This window comes from Kallipyga gabonensis, assembly GCF_001286805.1.
GTDB classification, from domain to species: Bacteria; Bacillota; Clostridia; order Tissierellales; family Peptoniphilaceae; genus Kallipyga; species Kallipyga gabonensis.
Window position 1 is genome coordinate 703,995 of the sequence record NZ_CXYV01000002.1, and the last position, 22,868, is coordinate 726,862.

Annotated in this window: 19 protein-coding genes; 17 read left to right on the forward strand and 2 right to left on the reverse strand. The window is 50.3% G+C overall.

Going from position 1 to position 22,868, the window contains the following annotated elements:
• The first annotated feature begins 46 nt into the window (after positions 1 to 46).
• The 11 genes from BN2373_RS04615 to nagB all read left to right on the forward strand — a co-directional run bounded on the left by BN2373_RS04615 (position 47) and on the right by nagB (position 12,268).
• Positions 47 to 1,360, forward strand: a complete 1,314-nt coding sequence (locus BN2373_RS04615) for a nucleotide sugar dehydrogenase (RefSeq protein ID WP_053942966.1) — start codon at positions 47 to 49, stop codon at positions 1,358 to 1,360.
• Positions 1,357 to 2,625: a glycosyltransferase family 4 protein gene (locus BN2373_RS04620; RefSeq protein WP_053942967.1), complete on the forward strand. Its 1,269-nt coding sequence runs from the start codon at positions 1,357 to 1,359 to the stop codon at positions 2,623 to 2,625. The genes BN2373_RS04615 and BN2373_RS04620 overlap by 4 nt, the downstream gene beginning before the upstream one ends.
• Positions 2,626 to 2,837: 212 nt before the next feature.
• Positions 2,838 to 3,041, forward strand: a complete 204-nt coding sequence (gene rpmE, locus BN2373_RS04625; protein WP_019133956.1) for a 50S ribosomal protein L31 — start codon at positions 2,838 to 2,840, stop codon at positions 3,039 to 3,041.
• A gap of 93 nt (positions 3,042 to 3,134) precedes the next feature.
• A complete protein-coding gene (gene prmC / locus BN2373_RS07670; RefSeq protein WP_074018019.1) occupies positions 3,135 to 3,989 on the forward strand; it encodes a peptide chain release factor N(5)-glutamine methyltransferase in 855 nt (284 codons plus the stop codon).
• Positions 3,974 to 5,065, forward strand: coding sequence for a peptide chain release factor 1 (gene prfA, locus BN2373_RS04630; RefSeq protein ID WP_053942968.1), 1,092 nt, complete (start codon positions 3,974 to 3,976; stop codon positions 5,063 to 5,065). The genes prmC and prfA overlap by 16 nt, the downstream gene beginning before the upstream one ends.
• A gap of 17 nt (positions 5,066 to 5,082) precedes the next feature.
• Positions 5,083 to 7,470: a glycogen/starch/alpha-glucan phosphorylase gene (locus BN2373_RS04635; protein WP_053942969.1), complete on the forward strand. Its 2,388-nt coding sequence runs from the start codon at positions 5,083 to 5,085 to the stop codon at positions 7,468 to 7,470.
• Between the two features lie 235 nt (positions 7,471 to 7,705).
• Positions 7,706 to 8,863 (forward strand): LCP family protein, encoded by a 1,158-nt coding sequence (locus BN2373_RS04640; protein ID WP_053942970.1) that lies wholly within the window; start codon positions 7,706 to 7,708, stop codon positions 8,861 to 8,863.
• A gap of 72 nt (positions 8,864 to 8,935) precedes the next feature.
• Positions 8,936 to 10,288: a transcription termination factor Rho gene (rho, locus tag BN2373_RS04645; protein WP_053943512.1), complete on the forward strand. Its 1,353-nt coding sequence runs from the start codon at positions 8,936 to 8,938 to the stop codon at positions 10,286 to 10,288.
• Positions 10,289 to 10,299: 11 nt separating this feature from the next.
• Entirely contained in the window at positions 10,300 to 10,683 is a 384-nt protein-coding gene (locus BN2373_RS04650) for an FMN-binding protein (protein ID WP_053942971.1), read from the forward strand.
• Between the two features lie 90 nt (positions 10,684 to 10,773).
• Entirely contained in the window at positions 10,774 to 11,430 is a 657-nt protein-coding gene (locus tag BN2373_RS04655) for a 50S ribosomal protein L25 (protein WP_053942972.1), read from the forward strand.
• Positions 11,431 to 11,548: 118 nt separating this feature from the next.
• Entirely contained in the window at positions 11,549 to 12,268 is a 720-nt protein-coding gene (gene nagB, locus BN2373_RS04660; protein ID WP_053943513.1) for a glucosamine-6-phosphate deaminase, read from the forward strand.
• Positions 12,269 to 12,411: 143 nt separating this feature from the next.
• Here nagB and BN2373_RS04665 read toward each other — a convergent pair whose 3' ends face one another.
• Complete coding sequence (locus BN2373_RS04665) at positions 12,412 to 13,617, reverse strand: FprA family A-type flavoprotein (RefSeq protein WP_053942973.1); 1,206 nt, start codon at positions 13,615 to 13,617, stop codon at positions 12,412 to 12,414.
• 105 nt (positions 13,618 to 13,722) lie between these two features.
• The gene (locus BN2373_RS07675) at positions 13,723 to 15,636 is read right to left on the reverse strand and encodes an acyl-CoA dehydrogenase family protein (RefSeq protein WP_074017962.1); all 1,914 of its coding nucleotides are present in this window, start codon (positions 15,634 to 15,636) and stop codon (positions 13,723 to 13,725) included.
• A 482-nt stretch (positions 15,637 to 16,118) separates the two neighbouring features.
• Here BN2373_RS07675 and BN2373_RS04675 point away from each other — a divergent pair, with 482 nt between their 5' ends.
• The 6 genes from BN2373_RS04675 to BN2373_RS04700 all read left to right on the forward strand — a co-directional run bounded on the left by BN2373_RS04675 (position 16,119) and on the right by BN2373_RS04700 (position 22,683).
• Entirely contained in the window at positions 16,119 to 16,580 is a 462-nt protein-coding gene (locus BN2373_RS04675) for a CtsR family transcriptional regulator (protein ID WP_053942974.1), read from the forward strand.
• A gap of 13 nt (positions 16,581 to 16,593) precedes the next feature.
• Positions 16,594 to 17,007, forward strand: a complete 414-nt coding sequence (locus BN2373_RS04680; protein WP_053942975.1) for a hypothetical protein — start codon at positions 16,594 to 16,596, stop codon at positions 17,005 to 17,007.
• Entirely contained in the window at positions 16,997 to 19,456 is a 2,460-nt protein-coding gene (locus BN2373_RS04685) for an ATP-dependent Clp protease ATP-binding subunit (RefSeq protein WP_082338308.1), read from the forward strand. The genes BN2373_RS04680 and BN2373_RS04685 overlap by 11 nt, the downstream gene beginning before the upstream one ends.
• Complete coding sequence (radA, locus tag BN2373_RS04690; RefSeq protein WP_074017963.1) at positions 19,449 to 20,825, forward strand: DNA repair protein RadA; 1,377 nt, start codon at positions 19,449 to 19,451, stop codon at positions 20,823 to 20,825. The genes BN2373_RS04685 and radA overlap by 8 nt, the downstream gene beginning before the upstream one ends.
• Positions 20,826 to 20,908: 83 nt before the next feature.
• On the forward strand, positions 20,909 to 21,415 hold the full coding sequence (locus tag BN2373_RS04695) for a CarD family transcriptional regulator (RefSeq protein WP_053942977.1): 507 nt from the start codon (positions 20,909 to 20,911) through the stop codon (positions 21,413 to 21,415).
• Positions 21,416 to 21,525: 110 nt separating this feature from the next.
• Positions 21,526 to 22,683, forward strand: coding sequence for a PIN/TRAM domain-containing protein (locus tag BN2373_RS04700; protein WP_053942978.1), 1,158 nt, complete (start codon positions 21,526 to 21,528; stop codon positions 22,681 to 22,683).
• The last annotated feature ends 185 nt before the right edge of the window (positions 22,684 to 22,868 follow it).

Below are 22,868 nucleotides of genomic sequence, written 5' to 3' on the forward strand. Positions count from 1 at the left end.
GATTATTTCTGTCTTTACAGGTGAAGTATATTTTCAGGAGGATGCAATGAAAGAGGAGATTCTGAAAAAAATAGAGGGAAAAGAAATGGTCTGCGGGGTTGCCGGTCTGGGTTATGTCGGCCTCCCTCTGGCTGTGGAAATGGCAAAGGCGGGTTTTCACACCATTGGTTTTGATGTCCAGGAAGCCAAGGTTAATAAGGTCAACCGGGGTGAAAACTATATCGGTGATATTCAAGACGATGACCTTGCCCAAAAGGTGAAAGAGGGGATCCTGGAGGCCACCTGTGACTTCAGTCGGGTGGGCGATGTGGATTTTATTGCCATCTGCGTTCCAACCCCACTTGATATGTACCAGCAACCGGATATTTCTTATGTAAAATCCTCGACCGAATCCATTGGCCAATACATCACCGAAGGAACGACCGTGGTATTGGAATCCACCACCTACCCGGGAACCACCGAAGAACTCCTCCTTCCCATTTTAGAAGAGGAGTCAGGATTGGCCTGTGGAGAGGATTTCTTCCTGGGCTTTTCCCCCGAAAGAGTGGATCCGGGCAATGCGGTTTACAAGACCAAGAACACTCCAAAGGTGGTTGGCGGAATCGGAGAAGAGGCGACAGAGATTATCGCCGCCATGTACGAATCCATCCTGGACACGGACATCCACAAGGTGTCGTCACCGGCAGTCGCAGAGATGGAAAAGCTTTTGGAAAACACCTACCGCAATATCAATATCGGATTAGTGAATGAATTGGCCATGCTCTGCGATCGAATGGGGATTTCCATCTGGGAGGTCGTTGATGCGGCCAAGACCAAACCCTATGGCTTCCAGGCCTTTTATCCGGGCCCGGGCCTGGGAGGTCACTGCATCCCCCTGGATCCTTATTACCTCTCCTGGAAGGCCCGTGAATTCGGCTTCCACACCTCAATGATTGAAAGCTCCATGACCGTCAATGACCGGATGCCTGAGTATACGGTCGATCGTGCGGCTCGTCTTTTGAACGACCAGGAGAAGTCCCTGAAGGGGTCCCGCGTTCTTTTATTGGGCGTGGCCTATAAAAATGACATTGATGACTACCGGGAAAGCCCGGCCATTGACGTCTACGAGATCCTGAAGGAAAGAGGAGCCAATGTGGATTTCTATGATCCCTATATTCCCTCCTTCAAGAGCCAGGGGCATGTTTATGAAGGCTTAAAGGAGCTCACCGCTGACCAGGTTAAGGAAGCGGATTTGCTGGTCATCACCACGGCTCACCAGGCTTTCGATTATGATATGCTGGTGAAAAATGCCAAGATGATTTTTGATACGCGAAATGGAGTTCCCGGTGGCCATGCCCTGGAGAATGTCGAGGCCCTATGACCCGTCCGATGAAAATTTGGATTGTCAATAACCACGCTGTCCCCCCACAACTGGGGGGACTTGTTCGCCATTACTATTTTTCCCACTACCTCCAGGAGTGGGGGCACTCGGTTCGCATTTTAACGGACTCCATGGTTCATAATACCGAAAAAAATTTTACGGCAAGGGGTCAACTGATCCGGGAAGTGGATTTTGATGACGTCACTTTTACCTTTGTTCGGGGGATGGATTACCACAAGAATGACTACCGGCGGATCCTCAACGGTATTCAGTTTAACCGGAATTTAACCCGGGCCATGGACCAACTTTATTCAGCGGGGGAGAGACCGGATGTCATTTATGCTTCCTCGCCCACCCCTTTTTCCGGGCAAAAGGCGATGAAATTTGCACGAAAGCACGGGATTCCCTTTGTCTTTGAAGAAAGAGACCTCTGGCCCCTTTCCCTAGTGCAATATGGAAATTTGGAAAAAAAGATCCTAGCCAAGCCCATATTAGCCCATCTTTACCGTTTGGAACACCGTCTTCACGGTAATGCACAGGCTTCTATTTTTACCATTTCAGGGGGAAAAGACTATATCAGGGATATGGGGTGGGATGATATTCCTCAAGACCGGATTCACTATATTAACAATGGGGTGGACCTGGAGGAATATCGAGAAAATCTTGCCCACGTTCATTACGAGGATGAGGACCTGGATGATCCTTCAACCTACAAGGTGGTCTATACCGGGTCCATACGGCGGATCTATGAAATTGATCGGATCTTAGACCTGGCTTTCGCCATCCGAGAGGAACTTCCCCAGGTTCGGTTTCTTTTCTATGGAGAAGGGCCTGAGCGTCCCCGGCTGGAAGAAAAAGCCAGGGCCATGGGGATCACCAATGTTCTTTTTAAGGGACGGGTACAAAAAAAGGAGATTCCTTCGATACTCAGTCGGGCGGATTTGACCCTCAAACACCACAAAAAAGTCGGCCTTAACCAGTACGGATCTTCCAATAATAAGGTCTTCGAATATCTGGCTTCGGGAAGGCCTATCTTTTCCACGGTCTGGAACAATCACTCCGTCATTCGCTCGTATGATGTAGGCATTGAGTGCCCGGACCAGGAGGTGGAAACCATGGTAGAGGGGTTAAAAGAAGTCCTTTCCTGGGATGATGACCGTCTATCTGAGATGAAGCAAAGAGCAATAAAGGCTGCTGAGGACTTTGATTTTGAAAGCCTGAGCCATAGGCTGGAAAAGATTCTTTTCGAGGTTATTGAGCAGTAGGAAGGCTATATTCTTACTTTTGGTCATCCGGTGGGAAAAACCATCTTCCGGAATTTGCCCTGGCATGGCCTTTATGCTATAATTAATAGGCTATTCAGTTTAGGATCATCTTGAGTTATGGAAGGTCACGGCGAGCGAGGCCGTTGAAAATCCAAGGCCATCGAGTCGAGACAAATTGGATAAAGATTCTACAGGGAGAAGAGGTGAGTGCAGTGCAGAAGGAAATCCAACCTGAATTCTACGAAGACGCCAAGGTCACTTGTGCTTGCGGTAATACCTTCACAACAGGTTCCACCAAGAAGGAAGTTTCCGTCGAAGTTTGTTCCGAATGCCATCCTTTCTATACAGGAAAGCAGAAGACAGCGGAGCGTGGTGGACGGATCGAACGCTTCAAGAAGAAGTACAATTTAGACTAGCAAGCATGAAAGGTCAGCGGTCGCTGGCCTTTTTTTATTTTTACATTTTCGTATTTATTCAAGTATTCTTTTATTGAAAGGCGAGGCCGCTCCATGAACATCAATCAAGCGAAGATCCTTTTTCCTCAGGGAGAGGGAGATATTGCCCTATCCTATGTATTGGAGCGACCTCTGTCTTGGATTCGGACCGCGGGGGACATAGAACTGTCGAAAGTCCAGGAAGAGGAGGTCTGCCAAAAAGCCCGGGACAGGCAGTCCGGACGACCCCTCCAGTATGTTTTAGGGCGGTGGGACTTCTACGGAAGGACTTTTCTGGTCGATGAGCGGGCACTTATTCCACGCCCGGAGACGGAGCTCTTAGTGGAGGCCGTTTTCGAGGAAATGCGGTCGGGCGACCGTATTTTGGATCTGGGAACCGGATCGGGAATTATTCCCCTTACCCTCGCTTTGGAAGCCCGAAATAAAGGGGTTCAATGGGGTAAAATGATGGGGAGTGACTTATCCGGGGAAGCCTTGGAATTGGCCAGGGAGAACCAAGCCTTTCTTCATCTGCCGGAAAGGGATGTGGAGTGGGTCCATGGGGACCTTTTTGAAGCCCTGGCTGAGAATGAAGCTCCTTTTGATTGGATTATTTCCAATCCGCCTTATGTGGATCCGGACCTAAAGGGAAATCTTCAAAAAGAACTGGACTATGAGCCGGACCTGGCCCTTTATGCATCTGACCATGGCCGGGCCGTTTACGAGAGGATCCTGGCCCAATCTCCTTTCTATCTCAAGGAGGGGGGATGGCTGGCCCTGGAGATCGGGGACGACCAGGGAGAATGGATTCGAGACCGCCTCGAAGAGCGGGGCTTCGATGACATTGAAATACGGAAAGATTACAGCCACCGAGACCGGATGGCTTTTGGACGATGGAGACAAGGGAGGGAATCATGTTTGAGAACTTAAAAGATGTTAACGAACGTCTTCGGGCAATGGAAGCCAGGCTGGCGGATCCGGATCTCTTATCCGATATGGATCGTTGGCGGGTGGTCAACCGGGACTACAATGCCCTTAAGCCCATTGCGGAGACCTATAATAGATATGAAGAAGCCGTGGCTAAGGTCCGAGAAGACGAAGAAATGCTGGAAGTTGCTGAGGACCCCGAAATGGTGGATATGCTTCAGATGGACAAGGAGGAAAATCGGATCCTGTCTGGAAAACTGGAGGAGGAGCTGAAAATCCTCCTCATCCCCAAGGACCCCAACGACTACAAAAATGTCATTGTGGAAATTCGTGCCGGAGCGGGGGGCGATGAGGCCGGTCTCTTTGCCGGCGACCTCTACCGGATGTACCATATGTATGCCGACAAGCAGGGTTACGCGACCGAAGAGATTGATGCCCAAAGCCAGGGCATCGGTGGGATCCGCGAGGCCACCTTCATGATGAAGGGGGAGGGAGCCTACTCCAGGATGAAGTATGAATCCGGGGTTCACCGGGTCCAGCGGGTTCCGGAAACGGAGTCCCAGGGCCGAATCCAGACCTCTACAGCTACAGTTGCCGTCCTCCCGGAGGCGGAAGAGGTGGATGTGGAGATTGATCCCAACGATATTCGGGTGGATGTTTACCGGTCCACGGGCCATGGGGGACAGTGCGTCAATACGACGGACTCGGCAGTTCGCCTGACCCATGAGCCAACAGGGATTGTAGTGACCTGCCAGGACGAAAAATCTCAAATTAAGAATAAGGCCAAGGCTATGCAGGTTCTCCGTGCCCGTCTTTATGAGATGAAACTGGAAGAGCAGCAAAAGGAATTATCCGAGGACCGAAAGAGCCAGGTGGGAACGGGAGACCGGTCCGAGCGGATCCGGACCTACAATTTTCAGCAGGGCCGGGTGACCGACCACCGGATTAACCGGACCATCTACCAGCTCCAGGACTTTTTGGATGGAGACATTGAAGAGATGATTCACGCCCTTCAGCTGGAAGATCAGATGAAGAAACTGGACATGATGACCAGGAAAAGCGGAAGCCAAAACGAATAAGAGCAGATGGAGGAGATATGGATAAAGACGCATTTATGACAGAACTCGAGGCCCACCTGCAAACGAAATTTTCAACGGATTTTGAACACGCCAGCGATTACGAAAAGTATGGTGCCTTATCTTCCCTGGTCATGACTAAGGTCCAGGACGAGTGGGTGGCAAGCCGAAATAAAGCCCGGAAAATTCGGAATGAATACTATTTTTCAGCGGAATTTTTGATTGGACGTTCCCTGGGCAACAATTTACTTAACCTGGGCATCTTGGATGAGGTCAAGGAAGTCCTTCAGTCCATGGGGGTAGACTTCGAGGATTTGGAAGACCAGGAAGAGGATGCTGCCCTGGGAAATGGCGGTTTGGGCCGTTTAGCCGCTTGTTTCATTGACTCGGCGGCTTCCATGGGCATGCCGGTACAGGGGTATGGGGTTCGCTATTCTCAAGGTATCTTCAAGCAGACCTTTGTCGATGGCTTCCAGCGAGAGCTGGGGGATGACTGGCTCCGACGGGGAGATTTCTGGTCCATCCGCAAGGACAAGTATGCTCGTCCGGTTCGATTCCGAGACGAAGTCGTCATGGCTGTCCCCTATGATATGCCCATCGTCGGCTTTCAAAACGGGGTGGTCAATACCCTCCGCCTCTGGCAGGCCGAGCCCATCGATTCGGGCTTCAACTTCGACCTCTTTAATAACTTCCAATATTCGGATGCTATCGCGGGGATGAACCGGGCCCATGATATTACCCGGGTCCTCTATCCTAATGATATTCAGCGAGCCGGGAAGGTCCTCCGTCTCAAGCAGCAGTATTTTTTCACCTCGGCTTCCATCCAGGACCTGGTCATCCGTTATAAGAAAAATTTCCCGGGGGATCGCAAATTCGACCACTTCTCCGATATGACCGCCATCCAGCTCAATGACACCCATCCCGTCATTGCTATCCCTGAGCTCATGCGGATCCTGATCGATGAAGAGGGCCTGTCCTGGGATCGGGCTTATGAGATTGCGGGCCAGACTTTTGCCTTTACCAACCACACCGTCCTCCAGGAAGCCCTGGAAAAGTGGCCCCTGGATATTGTCGATGAGGTCTCTCCCCGTTGTCTGACCCTGATTAAAGAGATTGATGCCAAGATGATTTCCGACCTGGAGGCCCATTATGGGCAGGGTGGGGATAGTCTGGGTCAATACCGGATCATCCATGATGGGGTAGTGGAGATGGCCTACCTGGCGGTTTGGATGTCCACTTCCGTCAACGGGGTTGCTCGGATCCATACCTCTATTCTCAAAGCGGAGACCCTTAGCCAGTGGTTCAAACTCTTCCCGGATAAGTTTAATAACAAGACAAATGGGGTTACTCCCCGTCGTTGGCTGATGTATGCTAACCCTGATTTAGCCGGATTTATCAGCCGGAAGCTGGGTTCTGATGACTGGCACCATGACCTCACCCTGCTCAAGGGACTGGAAAAGTACATGGATGATGAGGAGACCCTCAAGGAACTCAATGCCATCAAGTATCGGAGAAAAAAGGATTTGGCCGATTACGTCCTCCGCACCGAGGGGATTGACGTTGATCCGGATTCCATTTTCGACATCCAGATCAAACGCCTCCATGAGTACAAACGTCAGCTCCTTAACGCTTTTCACATCCTTTATCTTTACAACCAGCTCAAAAGAAATCCGGGCATGGACATGGTCCCCAGAACCTTCTTCTTCGGGGCTAAGGCAGCACCGGGTTACTTCCGGGCCAAGGCCATCATTAAGTTCATCAACGAGATTGCCCATACGGTCAATTCAGACCCCGATACCAGAGGCAAGCTCCGGGTGGTTTTCCTTCAAAATTACCGGGTTTCTTCGGCGGAGAAACTCTTCCCGGCTGCGGACGTATCGGAGCAGATTTCCACTGCCGGCAAAGAAGCCTCAGGTACGGGCTGCATGAAGTTCATGATGAATGCCACTCCAACCCTGGGAACCTATGATGGAGCAAATATTGAGATCTTCCGGGAGGCCGGTGAAGAGAATAACTATCGCTTCGGAGCTACGGTGGAGGAGCTCAATTCCATGGCTGACTCTTACAATCCCAAGGAATACTATTTTAAGGACCGGGAAATCAAGCAGGTGGTGGATTACCTCCTGGATGATCGAACCTTCCATGACAACGGGACTTTTATGTTCCTGGATATTTACAATTCTCTGGTCAAACCCCAACACGGAGAACGGGGAGACCAGTACTATGTTCTCTATGACTTCCGAAAGTATGCGGAGGCTCAGGAGAAGATCGACAAGGATTATCGTGACCGTCTGGGCTGGGCAAGAAAGTGCCTGGCCAACCTGGCTAATTCCGGCTATTTTTCTTCTGACCGGACGATAGGAGAATATGCCCGGGAAATTTGGAAGATCGATCCCATGGGCGTGTGAATTTGTGCCAAAAACGAAAAAAAGTTAATTAATTTATGGTCTCGGGCTTCCCGAGACCATTTTTTTTGATAGAATAAGAAAGAACAGGATAAAGTTTATGAGGCAGGGCAGGTTTCATCGGCCCAAATGCTTTCAAATAATCCTTTTACACAATTTTTTCTTATTGTTTTAATAAGATATTTGGGATGGTTTGTATCTCTGGTCATTCATCTTCAACAGATAAACAGGAGTTCATATGAAAAAGTTTATATCCGGCGTTCTCGGTGTCCTCTTCCTGGTCGCCATGATTGTCTTTGCTGCCATTCTGCAATATTTTAATCTGCTTGTTTTTTGGCAAAGGATCACCCTCCTTCTTCTCTTCCTGATTCTCGGTATCTTAGCCTACCATGGGATTAAGAATCGAAACCACCTGACTTCAGTCGTCTCGATATTGATTCTCGTGATGGTGGTTTCCTTTTCTTCCGTGTCCTCCTATTCCATTGTTTCTCTTTACTCCACCCTTGGACGGATGTCTCGTTCCCGTGATGGGAATGAGGGAGAGGAGTCCGTTGACCATCAAGTCGTGGAAAGTCATATTGATGAGGGTTTTAATGTCTACATTTCCGGAATTGACACCTATGGCCCACTGGCCACGGAATCCCGGTCTGACGTTAACATGATCGTTTCTGTCAATCCCAGGACCGGTCAGGGCCTGATCACAACAATCCCTCGCGACTCCTATGTTCGGATTGCGGATGGAGGACACGACCAATATGATAAGTTGACCCACGCCGGGAACTACGGGGTGTTCTCCTCTATCCATACCTTAGAGAACCTCTTCGATATTCAAATCCCCTACTATGCCCGGGTTAATTTTGATTCTCTAATCCGCATTGTTGATGCCCTGGGCGGAATTGAAATCTATAATCCCACTGCCTTTACTGCAGAGAGGGTCTACTTCGAAGAAGGGAAGATCACCTTGAACGGAAAATCGGCCCTGATCTATGCGAGAGACCGGAAACACCAGGCGGGCGGGGAATTGGAGCGGGGACGGAATCATGTTGTTCTCCTTAAAGCCATTATTGATAAATGCCTGTCGCCGGCTATTTTAACCAATGCCCAGGAAATGATGGATATCATGGCGGAAGATGTTCAAACCAATATGCCGGCTGCCCTCTTAACCCAGCTCATCAATAACCAGCTGTCTTCCGGGACCCATTGGTCCTTCGGGTCCGCCCAGGTTAAGGGGGAGGGGAGGATGGATCTTCCTTCCTACGCCATGCCCAATAACCAGCTCTTTATGTATCAGTTGGATCCGGAGAGCGTGGAGTCCATCAGCCAGCAAATCAAGAGCTTAGCACCGTCTAGAGGGTCTGCAGCCCCGGCCCTTTCCGGTGGAGAGGATGTGCAATAGGTGATTACCGCGTGCAAAATGATAAAGAAAGAGGAAGAGATAACCGCCACTGCCGGATCTTGGGAGGAAAGAATGAAGGATTACCATTCGCTAAAACTGATTGAGCTTCGGGAAATCGCCAAAGAAAAGGGGATAAAAAGCCCTTATAAATATCGAAAGAAGGACTTGATCCAGCTTCTGGAGGGTTTGGGCGAAGAAGAGGCTTGTGGTGACCAGTCTCCTCCCCCTGTTGAAGATGAGGGAGAGAAGAAAACCAGGGATAAGGAGAAGGTGCGGAAGGATCTTCCCTCCACAACCGGTCACCTGGAGGTCATGCCGGATGGATACGGCTTCCTGCGATCAGAGGGCGATCAGGGGGAGAAGAAAGATTATTATATGCCGGCTGCCCACATCAAACGCTTTTCCCTCAAGTCCGGGGATATTGTTTCCGGTGTGGTAGGGGACATTAGGGAAAGAGATAAATATGCCCCCATTATCTATATCAATACAGTGAATGGAACATCTCCGATCGAGTATTCCAACCGGTCTGATTTTGATGATCTGACGCCCATCTATGCCAATGAGCGGTTTCGTCTGGAGCAGGGCCAGGGAGATGTCGCCAACCGGATTATTGACCTGGTCGCCCCCATCGGAAAGGGACAGCGGGGATTGATTGTATCACCCCCTAAGGCAGGCAAGACCACTCTTTTGAAGTCCATTGCTCATGCCATTGAAAATAAGTATCCTGAGGTTTTTCTTTTTATCCTTCTCATCGATGAACGCCCGGAAGAAGTGACTGATTTTGAACGTTCGGTCAATGTTAACCGTAGCCCGGATGACCCTATCCGGACTGAAGTCATCGCCTCCACTTTTGATAAGATGGCCCAGAACCATATTGAAACGGCGGAAAAGCTCCTTGATCGGACCAAGCGTCTGGTGGAATCCGGCCAGGATGTCTTTATTCTTCTGGACTCCCTGACTCGTCTTTCCAGGGCCTACAACATCACCACCACTCCTTCCGGTCGGACCCTTTCGGGTGGCCTCGATCCGGTTGCGCTCTACCCGCCGAAGGCCTTCTTCGGAGCGGCTCGCAACATTGATGGTGACGGTTCCATGACGATTCTGGCGACCTGTCTGACAGATACAGGATCCCGGATGGATGATATGATTTATGAGGAGTTTAAGGGTACCGGAAATATGGAAGTCCACCTGAGTCGGGAACTCTCAGAGCTTCGCATCTTTCCTGCTATTGATATTTTCGCTTCAGGGACACGGCGGGATGACCTCCTTCTCGAAGATTGGGAGGAAAAGGCGATTTTCCGTATTCGCCGTCAGGGTCGTCAGGGTGATCCCATTGAGATGATTGACCAATTGGTTCGCCTCATCCGCAATACCGCATCTAACCAAGAGTTCTGTGCACTTGTCCAGCAGAAGTATACTAACTAGAGGAGGAAACAATGATGAAAAAAACGGCCTCATGGATCGCTTTGGTCTTCACCCTCCTCCTTCTCACCTCCTGTGGTTTTGGGGAGCCTAAGCCTCAATCGGGCACCTATGTTGGCGAAGGAAGAGGGTATAGCAAAGAGGCACCCATCCGTATTTCCGTAACGATTGATGAGAGCGGGGCCATCTATGACCTTAAGGTGCTCAGCCACAAGGAAACCGAAAAAATCGGGGGAAAGGCCCTGGATGATTTGGTCCAGGCAGCGAAAGAGCAGAATACCGCTGATCTTGATACGGTATCAGGAGCGACGAGGAGTTCAGAAGGTTTCCGCCAGGCTCTTGAGGCAGCCTTACAAGAGGCAAGAGAAAACCGGGGAGAATCAGAGGAAAAAAAGTAGACAAATAGGAGGGAAGTCGTCCCTTGTGTTTGATATTAGCGGTGATTTCCGCTATAATTAGACGATATGAGAACTTTTTAAGGAGGAGCTATGGCAAAATATAGTTTGAATGTACAAAGCCGTGATGCCATCGGGAAAAACCGTGTCAATAAATTGCGGAACCAGGGCATTGTTCCGGCTGTTGTCTACCATAGAGGGGAAGAAACCGAATCTGTTCAGGTCAATGAACTCGAATTCAATAAGGTCTTCAGTAAGGCCGGTACTTCTACCCTGGTAGATCTTAATACCCAGGAAGGCCCCATGACCGTCCTTATCAAGGAAGTCCAGAACCATCCGGTTCGTGGAAACATCATCCATATTGACTTCCAGGCCGTTAACATGAATGAAGAGATCAACGTCACCGTTCCCGTTGTCTTGCGTGGTCGTGATGAAATTCGTGTCCAACCTTCGGTTCTGCTTCAGTTCATTGATGAGATCTCCGTGACCTGCTTGCCGGGTGACATTCCTCAAACTGCGGAAGCGGATGTTGAGAATATGCAGATTGGCGACACCCTGACGGTTGCTGACCTGGATATTGCCGGAAACGACAAGCTGACTTTGGAATTTGAATTGGATGAGCCCCTTTGCTCCCTCAACCAGCCTGAGGAAGAGGTTCTGCCTGAAGAAGGAGAAGAAGGGGAAGAAGTCAGCGCAGCAGATGTTCCTGAAATTGGTGAAGAAGACAAGGAAGAGGGCGAGGAAGAATAACTCCCCGGACCTTCCTGATCAGGTTTTTGTGGAGGCGGCCGAGTCCGCCTCCTTTTTCCTTTCCGACAGGAAACAGGCTCTGGGAAAAAAGCCCAAAGCCTTTGAAAGGACGTATCTCATGAAGATTATTATCTGCGATTCCTATAAGGAGCTTTCCCAAAAGGCGGCTGATCTGGTTATCGATCGAATGATCCGGAAACCGGACCTGGTTCTGGGTCTGGCTACCGGGTCCTCTCCTGAGGGTCTCTATGCCAACCTGGTGGAAGCCTACCGGGAAGGTCGGATCGACTTCGGCCAAGCCAGCTCCTATAACCTGGATGAATATGTGGGCATCGCCCACGACCATCCCCAATCCTACCACCGCTTCATGGAGGACCATCTCTTCTCCCAGGTCAATCTTTCCCGGGAAAGGATCCACTTCCCCGACGAAGAGGCGGATTTCGCCCATTATGACCGGGCCATTGAAGAAGCCGGAGGCATTGATTTCCAGATCCTGGGTATCGGCCCCAACGGCCATATTGCCTTTAATGAGCCCCAGGACCGTCTCTACCTGGACACCCATGTGGCCCAGTTGACCCCATCCACCATCCAGGCCAACTCCCGCTTTTTTGACTCCGAGGACCAGGTTCCCCGGACCGCCGTTACCATGGGTATGGGATCCATCATGAAGGCCAAAGAGATCCTGATCCTGGCCAATGGCCCCAAGAAAGTGGAAGCGGTGGCCCCTCTCCTTCGCAGAGACCGGGTCTACACCGGATCCCCTGTTTCTCTCTGCCTCCTCCACCCCAACTGCACCCTGATCCTAGACCGGGAGGCGGCAGGCGACCTGGCTAAGTAGGAGAGAACCAACAGCTAGCCATGAGGTTACCGCCGAGGGCGGCTCGCCTTTGATAATTTAAGGGAAAAATTCGAAAAGAAAAAGGGCTGTGCCGGAACGAGCAATTCGTTCTGACACAGCCCTTTTTTTAACCGAAAGAGGAACTAGGCTTGTTTCTTTACGGATTCGATGACGGCATCGGCCAGGTCTTCGATGGCTTTCTTGCCGTTCTTGTCCACGGAGGACATGAAGGAAACTTCGGCGTTGAGATAGTACATTTCGAACATCTGGTCAATGATCTTCCGCATCTCCAGACCGGAGTTGGGAGCCCAGGTACCATTTTCAAGGATACCTACGGTCCGCTGCTGGACGTTTAAGGCAACCATATCGTTGAGGAAGTCTTTCATCGGGGGGAAGACGCCCAGGTTGTAGGTCGGGGAGGCCAGGATAATGTGGCCTACACGGAAGGCTTCAGAGATCAGGTAGGAGCAGTGAGTTTCAGCGACATCCCAAACGGTGACATCGGTGTGTCCACGCTTGACAATTTCAGAAGCAAGGAGTTGGGCGGCATTGGCGGTGTTTCCGTACATAGATCCATAGACGATCATGACGCCATTGTCTTCGGGGGTGTAGGAAGACCACTTGTCATACTTATCTAAGATGTAGCCCAGGTTATCTCTCCAAATGGGACCATGGAGGGGGCAGAGGATCTTGATGGGGAGCTTGGCGGCAGCGGCCAAAACCTGTTGAACGTGGGGGCCATACTTGCCAACGATGTTGGTGTAGTAGCGACGGGCTTCCGACAGCCAGTCCTTGTCAAAGTCAACCTCATCGGCGAAGAGTTTGCCATCCAGAGCCTTGAAGGAACCGAAGGCATCGGCAGAGAAGAGGACGCCGTTGGTGGTATCCAGGGTGACCATGGGTTCAGGCCAATGGACCATGGGGATCTTGACAAAGGCGAATTGGTGCTTGCCGGTGGACAGGGTGTCGCCGGAATCCACAGTAATTCTCTTGTCTGCCTTGAAGCCGAACTGAGTCATGAAGTAGAAGCCCTTTTCTGTGGAGATGACTTCCGATTCGGGGTGGCGGAGGAGGACTTCCTGGAGGGAAGCGGCATGGTCAGGCTCCCAGTGGTTGATGACGATGTAGTCCAGGGGCCGACCATCCAGGACGTATTCCAGGTTTTCCAGGAATTCGCGGCAGAAGTCCCACTCCACAGTGTCGAAGAGGGCAGTCTTTTCATCCAAGAGTACATAGGAGTTATAGGAAACACCTTCCGGGATGGGATGGATGGATTCAAAGAGATGGGTTCTATGGTCATTGTAGCCAATCCAATAAAGATCATCTACAACTTGACGGACGTTATGCATAATTTCCTCCTGTTTATCAATTAGTCGCTATGCGTAAAAGAACGTGGAGAAGGGCCGGGGTATCTGAGAAATGGCAGGGCCCCTCTCCTTATGAAGAACAATCAATTAGACTTCAGCTGGGATGAAGCCTTCTTTGCCATCACCGCACTTGGGGCAGAGGTAGGTATCAGGAACCTGGTCGAAGGGAGTGCCCTTAGCGACGTCTGCTTCCGGATCGCCCTTAGCCGGGTCATATCTGTGGCCGCAGCCATTGCAGACATAGACACCGGTTGCGGTCTTAGGATCCTGGGGAACATTTCTCTTCTTCTTCTCAAAGCCCTCGGCTTCGTGGCGTTTCTGGCCCTGGTCAAGTTCCTTGGCCAGAAGAGGCATAATTTCCATGATGTCGCCGACAATACCGTAGTCCGCATTGGCGAAGATGGGCGCCTTGGGATCTTTGTTGACGGCAACGATGGTAGCCGCATCCTTGATTCCCTTGAGGTGCTGTCCGGCACCGGAGATACCCATGGCCATGTAGAGGTTGCCCTGGAACTTTTGTCCGGACATACCGATATAGCGTTCAATGGGCATATACTTGAGGTTTTCAGCGACAGGACGTGAGCAGGAAACTGCAGCACCCATAGCTTCAGCCAAAGCGATGGCTTCGTCAACGTTGGCTTTTTCTCCAATACCTTGACCCACAGAGACCAGACGTTCTACCTCACCGACGTCGGCCATGGGGTCGACAGTGGTATCAAAGGTATAACCGTCTTCCTTGAGGTGTTTGGCCAATTCCTTAACCTGGTCCTTAGGGCTTCCTTCAATCATGATGTTTTTCCGGGGACCGGTTGCTCCGCCAAGGTGTTCTTCTTCCGCGTCAGCAACTCTGGCCTTGCGACCCAGTTTACCGACAGTCTGGCTGGCGATGACCACCCGCATGATCTCGTTGGTTCCTTCATAGATCTGGGTAATCTTGGCATCACGGTACATCCGCTCGATGGGCAGGCCCTTGATGAAGCCGTTGCCACCGTGAATCTGCAGTGCTTCGGAAGTGACCCATTCGGCGGTGTCTGAAGCAAAGAGCTTAGCCATTGCGGCTTCCTTCGTATATTTACCATGGTTGGTTTTGAGTTCGGCCGCTTCATAAACCAGAGCACGGGAAGCGTGAATGGCGGTTTCCATATCGGCAAGCTTGAAGGAAATTCCCTGGTTGGCAGCGATAGGACCACCGAACTGTTTGCGTTCACGAGAGTAGTTTAAGGCTTCTTCAAAAGCACCCTGGGCGATACCCAAAGCCTGGGAGGCGATACCGATCCGACCGCCATCCAGGGTTGCCATGGCGATCTTGAAGCCTTCACCTTCTTTGCCCAGGAGGTTTTCCTTAGGAACCTTAACATTATTAAAGGAAAGCTCGGCCGTAATCGAAGACCGGATACCTAACTTGTTGTAGTCGTTGGGGAACTCAAAACCTTCCCATCCTTTTTCAACGATGAAGGCGGAAATGCCGTGGTTGCCTTTTTCAGGGGAGGTAACGGCAAAGATGACATAAGTATCTGCCCGGTGACCGTTGGTGATGAAAATCTTGTGTCCGTTTAATACGTAATGGTCGCCTTCAAGTACAGCAGTGGTTTCTGTTCCGGAAGCATCTGAGCCGGCATTCTCTTCAGTCAGACCGAAAGCACCGATATGCTCGCCCTTAGCCAGGGGAACGAGGTATTTTTTCTTTTGCTCTTCAGTACCGAAAGCCCAAATTGGCCAGGAACCTAAAGAGGTATGTGCCGAACAGATAACACCCACACCGGCGTCAACACGGGAAAGTTCCTCAACGGTGATCGCATAGGAAGTGGTGTCCAAGCCCTGTCCACCGTATTCCTTTTCATAGGGAATACCCAGGAGGCCCATTTCACCCATCTTTTTTACGACATCTTCAGGAAAGATGTCATCTTGGTCCCAACCAAAGGCATTTGGTTTTACTTCTTTTTCAGCGAAGTCGCGGACAACCTTACGCAGCGCTTCATGTTCCTTTGTGGTTAAACCCATAAATTCCTCCTTCTTGTTCGCTGTCATCGGCCTTGGCAGACGATGTGCGAGTTACAACCTTCCGTTCAACATAACGTTTTCCAATGGTGTTCAAGACTATTATAACCAATAAGTACCCTCTCCAACCATTAACCTTCTCGGATTGAAGGGAATTCAAAGTAAAACACTATGCTTTCACAGATATTATACAACAGAAAACCTTTAATTAAAGGGGAGATGACGATTTTTTTGAAAAAAATGAGAGAAATTCGGAATAGAGTTATGGTTTGATCCCTCTAAGAATTGGGGTATAATACAAATGGTTCCTGATAGGGAACTTTTCTTTCTCCTTCAAAGGTCAAAGTTGGTCAGAGAGATTCCGGATAATGATCTTAATAGATGAGAATTATTGGCATAACCGGACCCTTTGGAACACTTATCTTGGAGAAAGACGATGATGAAAAGAGTTTTTTCGTGTACATTGATGGAGGAGGATGAACCGAATGGCTGGACTTACTAACGACATTGAACAGTTCCTCCTTTCCTTATTAGAGGATTGTAGTGACGGTTCCCTGGAAATCGGGCGGAATGAACTCGCCCAGAAGTTTGATTGTGCCCCATCGCAGATTAATTACGTATTAATGACAAGATTTACCCCTTATAATGGATATTATATTGAATCAAGGCGGGGAGGTGCCGGTTTTATTCGTATCGTCCGTTTAAGCCGGGAACCCCACAGCCTGGTACAACGGATCCTGGAGGATCCCGGTTTGGACCAGCTCACCACCGATAAGTGCAAGCATATTATAACCGCACTGGAAAACCAGGGGATCATCAGCCGTGAGGCCATGTGGCTCATGCGGCTTGCAACCGATGACCAGGCCCTGAGAGGGCTGGATAATAAGGACCGAAAAACAGTTCGAGCCAGGATATTAAAGAACATGCTTCTGGCCTACGTGAAATGAAAGGAGCCTCTCCATGCAGTGTGATTTTTGCCCAAATGAGGCGACCATTGAAATTGCGATTAATATGAACGGAGAAATGAAAACCCTCCACCTCTGCGCCTCCTGTTATGAGGAAAAGATGGAAGAGTTTCTCCAACAGATGCCTGTAGAGTGGGGAGACCAGAATTTAGCCCACCAGCTTAGGACAATGTTAAGACAGGGCTCGAAAGTAGAAGAAAAAAAGACGGAGTCATCACCTCAGGAAAAAGCCTATGACATGCAAAGAAGAGCCCTCCGTCGCCAACGGAAGGATTATATGCGGAAGCTGGAACAGGCATTGGCCGATGAAAACTATGAAGATTGTGCACTTTTTCGGGATGAAATCAACCGAATAGGTGATGCTATTGTTCAGTTAAATGAAGAAAGGAAGGATGTTCATGGCGCTTAATCGCACCCCGATCCAGCGGCTTATGCACTATGCTTCAGCGGAGGCTACCTCCTTCCGCAAACCAGCGATTGATACCGAACATATTCTTTTGGCGATGATGAAGACCGGAGGGCCGGAGACCGAGGCGTTGACTCGGGCAGGGGCGAATTACAATACCCTTCGAAAGATTGTCGCCTCCAATACAGAGGCCGGTTCCTCCGGTCGACCGGCCACCAATGCCACCACCGCTTCCCGCCAGCTTCTTGCCCAGGCATCGGCTATTGCCCGACAGAATGGAGAAAATGAGGTTTTTGCCGACTATCTTCTCTTTGCCATCTTGAACGATCGGTCCTCCATGGCTTCGGTGATGATGACGATAGCTGATGTGGATAAGCGGGCCGTTTATCAATATCTTATGGAAGCCCTTCGCCAAAAGCAGGAAGATGGAGAAGAATCCAACCTGGCCAAGTACGGGAAAGATTTGAATGCCCAGGCGGAAGAAGAGGGTATTGATCCCGTTGTTGGGAGGGAGAGGGAAGTCAATCGTGTCATTCAGATACTGTCCCGTCGGACAAAGAACAATCCCGTTCTCATCGGGGAACCCGGCGTGGGAAAAACCGCTATTGCGGAAGGCTTAGCCCAGCGGATTGTTCATGGGGAAGTGCCTGATGTCATGGCCGACAAGGTTATCTATTCTATTGATATGGCTTCTATGGTGGCCGGGACTAAGTACCGGGGGGATTTTGAACAACGTCTCTCCGATACTATTGATGAGGTTATGGATCGGGAGGAAGTGATCCTCTTTATTGATGAACTCCATACCATTATCGGTGCGGGGTCATCGGAAGGGTCCCTGGATGCCTCCAACATTCTCAAGCCCGCCCTTCAAAAGGGTAGGCTCCGGATGATCGGGGCGACCACGATTGAGGAATATCGGAAGCGGATTGAGAAGGATTCGGCCCTGGAACGTCGCTTCCAGCCGGTTACCGTGGAAGAACCATCTAAGAGTCAGGCTAAGGACATCCTCCGCGGCATTCGGGACAAGTATGAGACCTTCCACCATGTCCGGATGTCGGATGAAGCAATCGAGGCGGCCGTTGATTTAACGGATCGCTATCTGAGCGACCGCTTTCTTCCCGATAAGGCCATCGATGTGATGGATGAGGCTATGGCCCGAGTTCATGTGGATTCTTACGTTCTTCCCGAGGAGACCCTTCAAAGGGAAGAGAAAAGGGCCCGGTTGGAAGAGGAAAAAACCAAGGCCGCATTGACCCAGGACTTCGAGCGGGCGGCAGCCCTTCGCGACCAGATTGCCCAATTGGATGAGGAGGCGGAAAAGGAAGGGAAGGAAAATCGGAAAGATCGAGCCGATTGGCCTGTGATTGATGTCGACCAGATCGCCTCCATTGTGTCTCAATGGGCTCAGGTCCCGGTGACCAAGCTGACGGAATCAGAGTCGGATCGGTACTTGAATTTGGCGGATAAACTCAAAGCTAAGGTTATAGGCCAGGATTATGCAGTTGATACGGTCACTTCGGCTCTTAAGCGAGCCCGGGTGGGTCTCAAGGCTTCTGACCGGCCCATCGGGTCCTTTATTTTCGTCGGCCCTACCGGTGTCGGTAAGACCTATCTGGCTAAGCAGATCGCCCAGTCCCTTTTCGGGTCGGAAGAATCCATGATTCGTTTTGATATGTCGGAATACATGGAAAAATATTCCGTATCCCGCCTCTTGGGTTCAGCTCCGGGCTATGTTGGCTATGAGGAAGGGGGGCAGCTGACCGAGGCGGTCCGCAACCGGCCCTATTCGGTGGTCCTTTTTGATGAGATTGAAAAGGCCCATCCGGATGTCTTCAATGTCATGCTCCAGATTCTGGATGATGGCCGGGTGACGGACTCCCAGGGAAGAACCGTGGATTTCCGCAATACCGTCATTATCCTGACCTCCAATATCGGAGCCGACCGTCTGGCTAAAACGAATACCTTGGGCTTTGTGCCTGAGGAAGAGGTGGAAGAAAACGACTATGACCGGATGAAGACCATTGTCCACGAGGAGCTCAAGCAGAACTTCCGTCCGGAGTTTCTTAACCGTCTGGATGATATTGTCGTCTTCCACCGCCTGAGCGAAAAATCTGTTCTTCAAATCGCCCGGCTTCTCCTGGGTGAGCTGATGAACCGGGTGGAGGACCTGGGCTATTCCCTGACCTTCACCGATGCGATTGCCCAAAGGTTAGTTAAGGAGTCCTACCAGGCTGAATTCGGTGCCCGTCCCCTGGAACGTCATATTCGCACTCAGGTGGAAGACCTCCTGGCCGAGAAGATTTTAGCCAAGGAAATTGATGAAGGCGGGGCCTATGAACTCTGCATCCGACAGGGGAAGATCGATATTATCCCGGTGAAAAAGAAGGCAGGTCGAAAACAGATCCAAGATGATGGTATGCGGCCGGCCCTGGTGGAGGAAAGTCGTGGCTAAGCGGCGAAGGTACGTGTGTTCTTCCTGCGGACAGGTTGAAACCGGCTGGACAGGAAAATGCCCCGCTTGTGGAGAATGGGGGACAATGGAAGAGCAGGTCATTGACACTTCCATTTCCGGAAAAACCAGGGGGAATGCTGACCGGGATGAAAGGGTCATGCCCGCCCTTGCTTTATCCCGGGTTCCCTCAGCAACATCGGATCGACTGGACACCGGTTTCCAGGAAGTTAACCGGGTCCTGGGCGGGGGGCTGGTTAAGGATTCAGTGACCATGGTGACGGCACGCCCGGGTGCCGGCAAGTCCACCCTTCTCCTCCAACTGGCGGAAAAGCTGGCCCGACGGGGGTTAACCACCCTCTATGCCTCGGGGGAGGAATCTCCCTCCCAAATCAAAGGTCGGGCAGACCGGATCTTTGACCGGCTTCCGGACAAGGTCTACCTCATAGCCACTAACTCCATGGACCGGGTGGAGGAGGAGGTCAGAAGGCTCAAGCCTCAGCTCCTGGTTCTTGATTCCGTCCAGACTTTTGAGCAAAGAGACTTCGCTCAAAGGGCGGGAACACCGACGCAGACCCTGGCTGTTGCCGATGCCGTAGTCAGTTTGTCCAAATCCTCTCCTCGGCCCATGGCCTCCTTTATCGTGGGTCATATGACCAAGTCCGGAGAAATGGCCGGACTCAGGACCCTGGAGCACCTGGTTGATACCGTTCTTTTTCTGGAGGACGGCTATGATGACCGCCTTCGTATGCTTCGGGCTTCGAAAAACCGCTTCGGCTATACCGGCGAGGTAGGCCTATTCCAAATGGGGGAGAAGGGGATGGAAGAAGTCAAGGATCCCTATGCTCTTTTCTTGACAAAAAGAGATAAACCGGTTGCCGGAGCAGCCATCTCTTTGCAAAGGGAGGGGTCACGGATGATTCCAATCGAGATTGAAGCCCTGGTTTCGACAGCCTACGAAGCTTATCCCTCTCGGATCGGTGATACGATTAAAAGGGACCAGCTCAATACCCTAATTGCCATCCTGGAACAGAAAGCCGGCCTTCCGCTTTCGGGAAAGAATGTTGTCCTCAAGGCGACAGGGGGCTTGGCAATTAAGGAAAAAGTCTGCGACCTTCCTATCCTGTTGGCCATTGCTTCCTCCTTGAAAAACGCCCCCATCGACTCCCGGGATGTTTTTTTAGCAGAGGTGGGATTGACCGGAGACTTGAAAAAGGTAGATGGTTTGGATCAAAGGCTGAAAGAACTTTCGCGTCTGGGCTTTCGGAGGGCCTTTGTGCCGGCTTTTACTGAGGAGGAAAATCGAGATGGTTTAGAGGTGGTTCCCTGCCGAACAATAGGCGATGTCCTAAATCGGGTTTTGAGAAGTTGACTTTTTCTTGGACAATCAGATATAATAACTCCTTTTGAACAAGACAACCTTTTCTTGTATAATAGGAATACGGAGGTGAGTCTATGTACAAGGTAGGTGACAGGGTTGTTTATCCCATGCAAGGAGCGGGAAAGATCGTTGATAAGGTGACGAAGGAAATGCTGGGTGAGGAGCATGATTTTTTTATCCTGAAAATGCCGATTGCCAGCATAAAGATTTCCATACCTGTAGATAATATCAACAACATAGGAATACGGCCTGTCATGTCGGAGGAAGAAGGAATCAAGGTGATGGAAATCCTTCATGCCGAGACCACTGACATGCCGGATAATTGGAGCCAACGCTACCGGGAAAACATGGAAAGTCTCAAGACCGGAGATCCCTTCGAAATGGCAGCCATCATCCGCAACCTTCAGGTTCGGGATATGGAACGTGGCCTTTCGACTTCAGAAAAGAAAATGCTTAACAAGACGAAGAAAATGCTGATTTCGGAACTGGTTATCGTCGGATCCATGACGGCTGAAGAAGCCCAATCCATGATTGATGAAGCGATCACTTTGGATGAAGACTTGGATGAAATTGAAGAATAATTCTAGGGAATGCCTTTAGAGCTTCTGGACTTTGGCGCAATCCATGGTAAATCAGGGTTGCGCCAAAATTCTTTCCTCGGCATTTCGAACCCAAAGAAAGGAGGAAAAAAATGGGACGATTTTTTCAAATTATTTCCGGATTTATTGGTGGTTTGATCGGCTTGGCCCTCGGTCTTCTTTTACGAGGTTTGGGATTATTTGAGAGCCTGATTAATCCCTGGCCGATCATTCTTTTCATCGCACTTATTCTTGTTGGATTTATTCTTTTTTATGCCTTGTCCCCTTTTTTTTCAAGAACCCTGCGAAAAACGCAAGACTCCATGATGGAGCGTTTTGAGAAAGTGCCTCTGTCCGATGTTGTCATAGCTACAGGAGGCTTACTAATCGGTCTTTTGATCGGAACCATCCTTTCCTCACCTATTCTCGCCCTCTCCATGGATGTACTGGGTAACACCATAGGCGTCATCCTCTCCGTGATCATCCATCTTTTTCTGGGCATTCTGGGTGTTCGTATTGCTCTTTCCCATAAGGAAGACATTATGAGCCTTTTACCGTCAAACTTCGGTAAGTCCGGAGGAGAAGGACGGTTGACACTGAAAAAATCGAAAAGGCAGGAAGCGGTTTCTGATGAGGAAGATGAGCCGGTTCCACCGGCTTCCCAACCCATACCGAAGATTTTGGACACATCTGTTATCATCGATGGACGGATCTTTGAAGTCATGAAGGTGGGATTTCTGGAAGGGCCGATCATTGTTTCCCACTATGTTCTGGAAGAACTCCAACATATTTCCGATTCCTCCGATGCTCTGCGGAGAAATCGGGGAAGGGGAGGTCTTGACCTTCTCCATGAAATGCAGAGGATGTCCGACCTGGAGATTATCATTGATAATACGGAGATTCGCCGAGCGAAAGAAGTCGACGCCAAGCTCCTTGTTCTCACAAGGAAGTACAAGGGCTATATTGTCACAAACGACTATAATCTCAATAAGGTCGCTTCGGTGCAAAATATTCGTGTCCTCAATGTGAATGATCTTGCTAATGCCTTAAAGCCCATTGTCATTCCGGGGGAAGAAATGGAAGTGTCCATTATCAAAGCCGGTAAAGAACCCGGCCAGGGTCTGGGCTACCTGGATGATGGAACCATGATTGTCGTTGAAGATGGCTATGAAGCCATTGGACGGAAGGTGAAAACCAGGGTAACTTCGGTTCTCCAAACCTCCGCCGGAAAGATGATTTTTACCCGGATCCACCCCCAGGATAAGGGCTGAACCCATCATTCAGAAGGGACAAGTGATATTGCAGACAAAAAGGCTGTGCGGGAAAGATCCTGCACAGCCTTTTTTGTTTGTTTTGCTTTGGATGATGGAAAAAAAGAGGTCCGGAAAGGCTGGGGGCCCTGACAATTTGGGAATTTGCAAGAAAGACAGGGTTATGAACCCTGATCATTGGCAGA

Excerpts from the sequence above, each read along its gene's own strand:
- BN2373_RS04700 (WP_053942978.1), top strand. The coding sequence starts at position 21,526 with ATGGGACGATTTTTTCAAATTATTTCCGGATTTATTGGTGGTTTGATC.
- BN2373_RS04655 (WP_053942972.1), top strand. The coding sequence starts at position 10,774 with ATGGCAAAATATAGTTTGAATGTACAAAGCCGTGATGCCATCGGGAAA.
- BN2373_RS04640 (WP_053942970.1), top strand. The coding sequence starts at position 7,706 with ATGAAAAAGTTTATATCCGGCGTTCTCGGTGTCCTCTTCCTGGTCGCC.
- BN2373_RS04680 (WP_053942975.1), top strand. The coding sequence starts at position 16,594 with ATGCAGTGTGATTTTTGCCCAAATGAGGCGACCATTGAAATTGCGATT.
- BN2373_RS04635 (WP_053942969.1), top strand. The coding sequence starts at position 5,083 with ATGGATAAAGACGCATTTATGACAGAACTCGAGGCCCACCTGCAAACG.
- BN2373_RS07675 (WP_074017962.1), bottom strand. The coding sequence starts at position 15,636 with ATGGGTTTAACCACAAAGGAACATGAAGCGCTGCGTAAGGTTGTCCGC.
- rho (WP_053943512.1), top strand. The coding sequence starts at position 8,936 with ATGAAGGATTACCATTCGCTAAAACTGATTGAGCTTCGGGAAATCGCC.
- BN2373_RS04695 (WP_053942977.1), top strand. The coding sequence starts at position 20,909 with ATGTACAAGGTAGGTGACAGGGTTGTTTATCCCATGCAAGGAGCGGGA.
- BN2373_RS04675 (WP_053942974.1), top strand. The coding sequence starts at position 16,119 with ATGGCTGGACTTACTAACGACATTGAACAGTTCCTCCTTTCCTTATTA.
- prmC (WP_074018019.1), top strand. The coding sequence starts at position 3,135 with ATGAACATCAATCAAGCGAAGATCCTTTTTCCTCAGGGAGAGGGAGAT.
- BN2373_RS04615 (WP_053942966.1), top strand. The coding sequence starts at position 47 with ATGAAAGAGGAGATTCTGAAAAAAATAGAGGGAAAAGAAATGGTCTGC.
- prfA (WP_053942968.1), top strand. The coding sequence starts at position 3,974 with ATGTTTGAGAACTTAAAAGATGTTAACGAACGTCTTCGGGCAATGGAA.
- BN2373_RS04620 (WP_053942967.1), top strand. The coding sequence starts at position 1,357 with ATGACCCGTCCGATGAAAATTTGGATTGTCAATAACCACGCTGTCCCC.
- BN2373_RS04685 (WP_082338308.1), top strand. The coding sequence starts at position 16,997 with ATGGCGCTTAATCGCACCCCGATCCAGCGGCTTATGCACTATGCTTCA.
- BN2373_RS04665 (WP_053942973.1), bottom strand. The coding sequence starts at position 13,617 with ATGCATAACGTCCGTCAAGTTGTAGATGATCTTTATTGGATTGGCTAC.
- BN2373_RS04650 (WP_053942971.1), top strand. The coding sequence starts at position 10,300 with ATGATGAAAAAAACGGCCTCATGGATCGCTTTGGTCTTCACCCTCCTC.
- nagB (WP_053943513.1), top strand. The coding sequence starts at position 11,549 with ATGAAGATTATTATCTGCGATTCCTATAAGGAGCTTTCCCAAAAGGCG.